This is a genomic window from Flavobacterium sp. (assembly GCF_039916025.1).
Classification (GTDB): domain Bacteria; phylum Bacteroidota; class Bacteroidia; order Flavobacteriales; family Flavobacteriaceae; genus Flavobacterium.
Genome location: NZ_JBDSMB010000173.1, coordinates 1 through 6,993 on the forward strand (window position 1 = coordinate 1; position 6,993 = coordinate 6,993).

Below are 6,993 nucleotides of genomic sequence, written 5' to 3' on the forward strand. Positions count from 1 at the left end.
TGCCGAATCTTTATCAAATATTATTTGGGCACCTATTAAAAATGGTTTAGACGGTATTTCACTTTCAGCCAACTGGATGTGGGCTTGCAAAAATGAAGGAGAAGATGCAAGATTATACGAAGCAGTAAAAAGTTGTTCTGATTTTGCTATCGAATTGGGAATTAATATTCCAACGGGAAAAGATTCGCTGTCGATGAAGCAAAAATATCCAAATGACGAAGTAATTGCGCCGGGAACGGTTATCATTTCGGCTGCCGGAAATTGCTCTAATATTACCAAAGTTGTCGAGCCAGTTTTACAGAAAAAGGGTGGCTCAATTTATTATATCAATTTGTCTCAGGACGAATTTAAATTGGGTGGAAGTTCGTTTGCACAAACTCAGAATAAAGTCGGTAACGATACACCAACTATTAAAGATTCTGCATTTTTCAAAAAAGCATTCAATACGATTCAGGATTTAATCAAAGATAGGCAAATCCTTGCCGGGCATGATATTGGTTCGGGCGGTTTGATTACAACTTTGTTGGAAATGTGTTTTGCCGATATCAATCTGGGAGCCAAAATCGACTTCTCTTCATTTGCTGAAAAAGATTTGGTAAAGATTTTATTCTCTGAAAATATCGGATTGGTGCTTCAGGCAAAAGACGATGCCACATTTGAGAAAGCTTTTGCAGATTTAGAGTATTTCAAAATTGGTACAGTACAAAATACACCTTCATTAGATTTTGGAATTTGGAATTTTGATATTGGAATTTTTAGAGATGTTTGGTTCCAAACCTCTTTCCTACTCGACCAGAAACAATCTAAAAACAACAAAGCCAAAGATCGTTTTGATAATTATAAAAAGCAACCGTTAAACTATACTTTTCCAATCCATTTCTCGGGAAATAAGCCTAAGATTGATAACTCTAAACCAAAACCGAAAGCCGCCATCATTCGTGAAAAAGGAAGTAACTCCGAGCGTGAAATGGCGAATGCATTGTATATCGCAGGTTTTGATGTGAAAGACATTCATATGACCGATTTGATTTCGGGAAGAGAAAATCTGGAGGATGTAAAATTCGTTGGCGTTGTTGGTGGATTTTCAAATTCAGATGTTTTAGGTTCAGCGAAAGGTTGGGCGGGAGCTTTTAAATACAACGAAAAAGCCAATATCGCTTTAAAGAATTTCTTCAAAAGAGAAGACACGCTTTCGGTCGGAATTTGCAATGGTTGCCAACTTTTCATGGAATTAGAATTGATTAATCCGGAACATAAAGTTCACGGAAAAATGCAGCATAACGACAGCCAGAAACACGAAAGTATCTTTACATCGGTAAAAGTTCAGGAGAATAATTCTGTAATGTTGAATACGTTAGCAGGAACAACTCTTGGAGTCTGGGTTTCGCATGGCGAAGGAAAATTCCAGTTGCCCGAAGCAGAAAATCAATACAATATTGTGGCGAAATATGCTTATGAAGGTTATCCTGCAAATCCTAATGGTTCAGGTTATAACACTGCTATGATGTGCGACACTACCGGAAGACATTTGGTTATGATGCCACATATTGAACGTTCTGCTTTTCCATGGAATTGGGCATATTATCCAACCGATAAAAAGGATGAAGTTTCCCCATGGATTGAGGCTTTTGTGAATGCAAGAGAATGGCTTGAGAGATAAAAAAAATTTGTCATTACCGCGAAAGCGAGAATCAACATTTTCACAATTCAATGTGTTCATAACTAATTTTAGTGTCGGATGAACAACATGGAATAGTTTTTAATTTTATTTCCAAGTAAAACCTATGATTATGAAAGTAAAAAAATTAGTCTTTGTTGCTTTATTATTATTTTCAGTGAAAAGCTTTGCCCAGATTTGGGATAAAATTGAAACCAAAGATGGGATTCATTATATCACAAGCAATTTGGAATATATTAAGTTTCCCTTATTGGGTACTTATTTATTTCAGGGAAAAGAGCCGGTTGTTGAATTGAACCAATATGGAGCAGGCTTTTATCAATTGCATGAACAGCTTAAAAGACCCGTGAATTGGGGAATTGAATGCGACGTATATGGATCTCTATTATATAAAAAAGGATTTGATAACTCCAAATACACACTTTGGTATCAATACACAGCAAAATCAGAAGATGATACTGAGGAAGATATGAATTGGAAGCCTGTAGATTTTACTATACATTTCAATACTTTAAAAATGTTCATTCAGGGAGAACGAAGTAAAGATTACAAAGAAATACCCGAAAAATAACATAAAAAAAGCTCCTGAAATTCAGGAGCTTTTTTGTTTAAAATCTATAACCGAGTGTGGCCTGATACAGCATATTTTTGTAACGTGGTGTATCGGAAGTTCCATCTCCATTATTATTTTTTACATCCCAAGCGGCTCTTAGACCGAACACAAAATGATCAAAATTCAAATCAACACCACCAGCTAAACCAAAAGTGTTTTTACGAAGATTGGCATTACTAAAATTTTGTTCATCGGTTGATGAAATGGTTCCTCCGGTAAAATCGTCTTTTTGCGACATTAAATAGGAAAACTGTGGCCCGAATAAAATTGAAAGATTTTCTATCGGTTTAAGAACTGCATAAATAGGAATGTCAAGATGATTAGTCGTTCTTGTCATTTCATAAGTTGTTCCTAAATATGTCCCTTCTGATTTAAATCCTTTCTGAGAAAACAAAACCTCAGGCTGAACTCCAAAAAACTTTACAATAGGAATTGATACGAATCCACCTGCTGCGAATCCAACTTTTGAATCGGCTACAAAATCATCTCCTTCGGAGTCATATACATTGGATAAATTTATTCCGGCTTTAACACCGAAAAAGAATTTTTCACGATTATCTGTTGTTGTCGTGACAGGCTCATTTTGAGCAAAAGCGCTTGTTGCTGTTAGCGTAATCATTCCGATTACTAAAATTACATTTTTCATAGTTTTCATTTTAAATTATTTGTAAATCCTGGGCTGTTATTTAAATAAGAATAACATTGTAAAATTGGGCATAATAAGATAAAATGAATTACAGAAATATTTCAATATGTTACATAATTTTAGTTTTGAACAACTCTCTTTATAGAATTGCGCTTGTTATTTTGGAATTGAGTCTCTCTTCAAAGACAAGTCGTGCCATCAAATAACTCAATGTTGATTCAGCTCCCTGATTTAAGTTGATATGAGTTTCTTCTACACCGTCATGGCAGCCTCCGGTTTTTGGGTTGTACACAATTTGATTCAAATGATTTTTACCCAGGAACCAATCAAAAGCTATTTCCATTTTAGTTCGATATTCTTCATCACCAAACGTTTGATAAAATGTATTTAAAGCCAGAATAGTATAAGCTACATCAATCGGTTGTTCTCCAAAATTATGTGCGGGAACTCCTTTAAAATACCAGCCTCGATTGGAAACAACTTTAATTCTGTCATTTTTAAAAGTTACCGATAATAAAAAATCAAATGTGTTTTTGGCTGTTTGTCTGAATAAATCACTACCTGTGCTGATTGACGCCAGAAGCATAGCTTCGGGTAAAAGACTGTTGGCATAAGTTAAATAATCTTCATACCATTTCCAATCATCGCCGGAAACACCTCTGTACTTGGAAACTAAATTATCAGCAAGCAATGTGATTAAATTGGTAATGCTTGCTTTCTTTTTGTCCAAATTATAAAAATGGAGTCCTTTTATAGCAAAGGAAATAGCTCTTGGAGATTCAAATTTTTCGATGACCGGTAATGCTTTTTCCAAAATTGATGTTGCTTTTTCAATTAATTCCTTGGGTAAAAAAGATTTTCCCGATATGAATTGACCTAAAGCCCAAATTGCTCTACCATTCGAATCTTCAAGATTTTCAATTTCATTTTCAGGAAGATAATTACCTTTATAATCAACATAATTGAAAAAACTTCCTTCTTCCTGATGGCAAAAATTAATGAAATTCAGATATATTTTTATCAGTGCTAAATCATTAGAATCTCTGGTTAATTCATAATGTTTTGTCATTGCAACCAAAGCTCTCGCGTTATCATCAAGAGTATAGCCCGAATTTGTATCTGGTGTTGCAATTGATGAAAACTGAATCATTCCATTTTCAGTTGTCAATCTTTTGATATGATCTAGTGATAATCTTGGCAATTCATATTTCAATATCGCTTTTTTCTTAGTCAAATCTTTTTTAGCAACTTCCATATGAGCTATGGCTGAGTTTTGCCATGATGTTGGATATATTTTGTGTAAAGCATTCAGACTCATTTCTTCTAACAGTTCAGGATTTGAAAGCAATTCAATCGTAGTCCGCGCAAGTTCATCTGAATTTTGAAAATCAAAATTTTTACCTGCACCTTCAAGCATTTCTTTTGCATGAGGGATAGGTGTTGAAATTACCGGGCAACCGCAGGCCATCGCATATGCAAAAGTTCCACTCACGGCCTGATTAGGATCTTTTGAAGTAAATAAGTAAATATCTGTTCGTCCCAAATAATCCATCAGTTCTTCAAGAGACAGGTATTTATTAACGAAGCGTACATTATTTTGCAATTGAAGCTGTTGCACTTTGTCATAGAGCGAATCTCTATATTTTTCACCTTCGTTCTTCATCACTTCCGGATGCGTTTTCCCAATTACTAAATAGATAACATTGGGGAAATGGGCAATAATTTGAGGCAATGCTTCGATGGCAGTTTCAATGCTTTTTCCCTGATTTAATAATCCAAAAGTTGTGAGGACTATTCTATCGGCTAAATGAACTCCATGTTTTTCGACTTTTCGTGGAGAAACCAAATGAGTACCATGTGGAATTACTGTAATTTTATCTTCAGCAATGCCATAATCATTTTTTAAAATTGCGGCTGCGTTTTTGGTCATCACCACAATATTAGTTGCATAATTCGAAAGTAATATTGCTGTCTCTTTTAATTCTTCATTAGGATTTGGCAAGACAGTATGAAAAGTTATGGTAACTGGTTTTTTTAATATGTACATTAGTTTTAAAAGATAATCTCCATAGTTACCGCCAAACAAACCAAATTCATGCTGCAAAAAAATCATAGCGATATTTTTATCATCATTGATTTTATGGGCTAAGGCAATATATTGTTCTTCCTTTTGTGTCTGCAAAATATATTTAACTTCCTCCGGATAGTGATAATTAGATGGTGTTGATTCTAATGCGCATATTTGCAGGGAAGCAGAATTTCCAAATTTTTCGTAAATAGCATTCCTTAAATCCTGACTATACGTTGCTATACCGCATTCTCTTGGCGGATAGGAAGTAATAAACAAAATTTCAGGTAACTCTACTTGTTTAAGCGGAGAAGTTTCTCGAATAATATGAGACAATTTCATATAACTATCTCCTTTATCATTTTTTGAAGTTTCTTTATAGCCGTTTCCACGACCGGTTGAAATTGGAAAAACAGCAGTTCTCATAATTATACTTTATTATTTAAAATTAAATCATTCAATAATTCTTTTAAACTCAGCGAGACACAGGCTATATACTTATCGGCAGCTCCATAATAGATATATAAAGTATCATCAAATAGGGCATGCCCTGTTGGAAAAACCACGTTATCAACAACGCCATGCAGTTCATACTCATGTTCAGGGGTAAACAGAGGCTCATTCATACGGGCCAGTACTTTAGTTGGATCATTAATATCTAACAAAGCTGCGGTAGCGGTATAAACATATCCTTCGGCAGTATCATAAACAGCATGGTAAATGAGCAGCCATCCCTGTTCTGTTTCGATAGGTGGGCCACCTGCACCAATATAACCAGATTCATGACCTGTTCCTATTGGATCAAGAATGATATGCTCGTTAAAATGCAGAAAATATTGACTCCAATATTCTCTGGTCAAATCTTCCAGTTTGTCAATTAAAATCAATTGGATTCCGGGGCGGATACGATGCAGAAAAGCCAGTTTACCATTAATTCTTCTTGGAAAAAACACCACATCTTTATCCCATATATAAACCTGTACCGTGGGATCAAAATGTCGTGAATGACGGAAATATTTCTGATTGACTAAATTGTTACAGTCAGCCAAAATCTGAAATTCATCAAAAGTAAACTTTGGCGTAATAATTCCTTCATAGTGAAAGGTTTTTAAATCACTAGAAGTAGTAAGCGCTCCCAACGCATTGATGCCATTATAAGCGGTATAAGTGATATAATAAACGCCTTCAATTTTAACAATTCTTGCATCTTCAACCCCTTTAGATTCATCTTCATTTTGCGGAATTATTAAAGGAGTATCGTGGCGTTCCACTACTTTCAAAGGGCCATCCAACCTGCAATAACCAACGGTAGAATAATTCCCTTTTCGAACAGCTCTGTACAACATATGAACTGTATCTCCATCCTGATATATTCCGGGATTCAAAACGCTGTCATTCTCAAAAGAGAGTTTTGTTTTTTTAAGAATAATTCCTTCCTTTTTTACATTTATCATGATGTTTAATTTTTTGGAATAAAAAATGAAAAAACTTTTGTCTTTTCATCGTTTTATTAAATCTAACTTCCGTTATTTTATTTTTCCAAATTTTAAATCTGAGTGATAGGCGTAAAATTTATTCAATGAATATTTATCACAAGAGCCCTAATTGTCCGTGTATGCTGTATGTTATAATAATTTAAAATTGGAACCCGATTATTACAAAGTTGCAATACATAAGCTAAAAAAGTGTTACATATTAATCTGCACATATTACATAACTACCACATTTGAAAACCTTTTAATTTCTGGGCGTGCCCCTTTCCCTGAAACTAGTTCAGGGTAAAGGGTCGGCTGTCCGCGCTACATGGTAGACTGCTCCCATCCCTCACGCGGTCATTGCGAGCAAAGCGAAACAAACTTCCTAAAACAAAAAAACCTATCCAAATAAATGAATAGGGTTTTCTAAAAAAAGATATGATATTAAGAGGAGGATTGCCGGTGGCAGTCAGGTACTTTTGCATACCTTATCATATTAAACAAAAAGTCCCT

Annotated in this window: 5 protein-coding genes; 2 read left to right on the forward strand and 3 right to left on the reverse strand. The window is 34.8% G+C overall.

The features are described 5' to 3' along the window. Both ABIQ27_RS13000 and ABIQ27_RS13005 read left to right on the forward strand, forming a co-directional pair. Window positions 1–1,660 (forward strand): phosphoribosylformylglycinamidine synthase subunit PurQ (locus ABIQ27_RS13000; protein ID WP_348034343.1); only part of this gene is annotated, 1,660 nt, incomplete at its 5' end. 130 nt (window positions 1,661–1,790) lie between these two features. Beyond that, entirely contained in the window at window positions 1,791–2,249 is a 459-nt protein-coding gene (locus ABIQ27_RS13005; RefSeq protein WP_348034344.1) for a hypothetical protein, read from the forward strand. Between the two features lie 37 nt (window positions 2,250–2,286). Here ABIQ27_RS13005 and ABIQ27_RS13010 read toward each other — a convergent pair whose 3' ends face one another. The 3 genes from ABIQ27_RS13010 to ABIQ27_RS13020 form a co-directional block, all read right to left on the reverse strand. Continuing rightward, window positions 2,287–2,937 carry a porin family protein gene (locus ABIQ27_RS13010; RefSeq protein WP_348034345.1) on the reverse strand — a complete coding sequence of 217 codons (651 nt, stop codon included), beginning with the start codon at window positions 2,935–2,937 and terminating at the stop codon, window positions 2,287–2,289. 139 nt (window positions 2,938–3,076) lie between these two features. Next, on the reverse strand, window positions 3,077–5,431 hold the full coding sequence (locus ABIQ27_RS13015) for a glycosyltransferase (RefSeq protein ID WP_348034347.1): 2,355 nt from the start codon (window positions 5,429–5,431) through the stop codon (window positions 3,077–3,079). A gap of 2 nt (window positions 5,432–5,433) precedes the next feature. Next, window positions 5,434–6,459: a pesticidal protein Cry7Aa gene (locus ABIQ27_RS13020; protein ID WP_348034348.1), complete on the reverse strand. Its 1,026-nt coding sequence runs from the start codon at window positions 6,457–6,459 to the stop codon at window positions 5,434–5,436. Window positions 6,460–6,993 lie beyond the last annotated feature (534 nt).

Coding starts and splice junctions, on each gene's coding strand:
- ABIQ27_RS13020 (WP_348034348.1), bottom strand. CDS start 6,459: ATGATAAATGTAAAAAAGGAAGGAATTATTCTTAAAAAAACAAAACTC.
- ABIQ27_RS13010 (WP_348034345.1), bottom strand. CDS start 2,937: ATGAAAAATGTAATTTTAGTAATCGGAATGATTACGCTAACAGCAACA.
- ABIQ27_RS13005 (WP_348034344.1), top strand. CDS start 1,791: ATGAAAGTAAAAAAATTAGTCTTTGTTGCTTTATTATTATTTTCAGTG.
- ABIQ27_RS13015 (WP_348034347.1), bottom strand. CDS start 5,431: ATGAGAACTGCTGTTTTTCCAATTTCAACCGGTCGTGGAAACGGCTAT.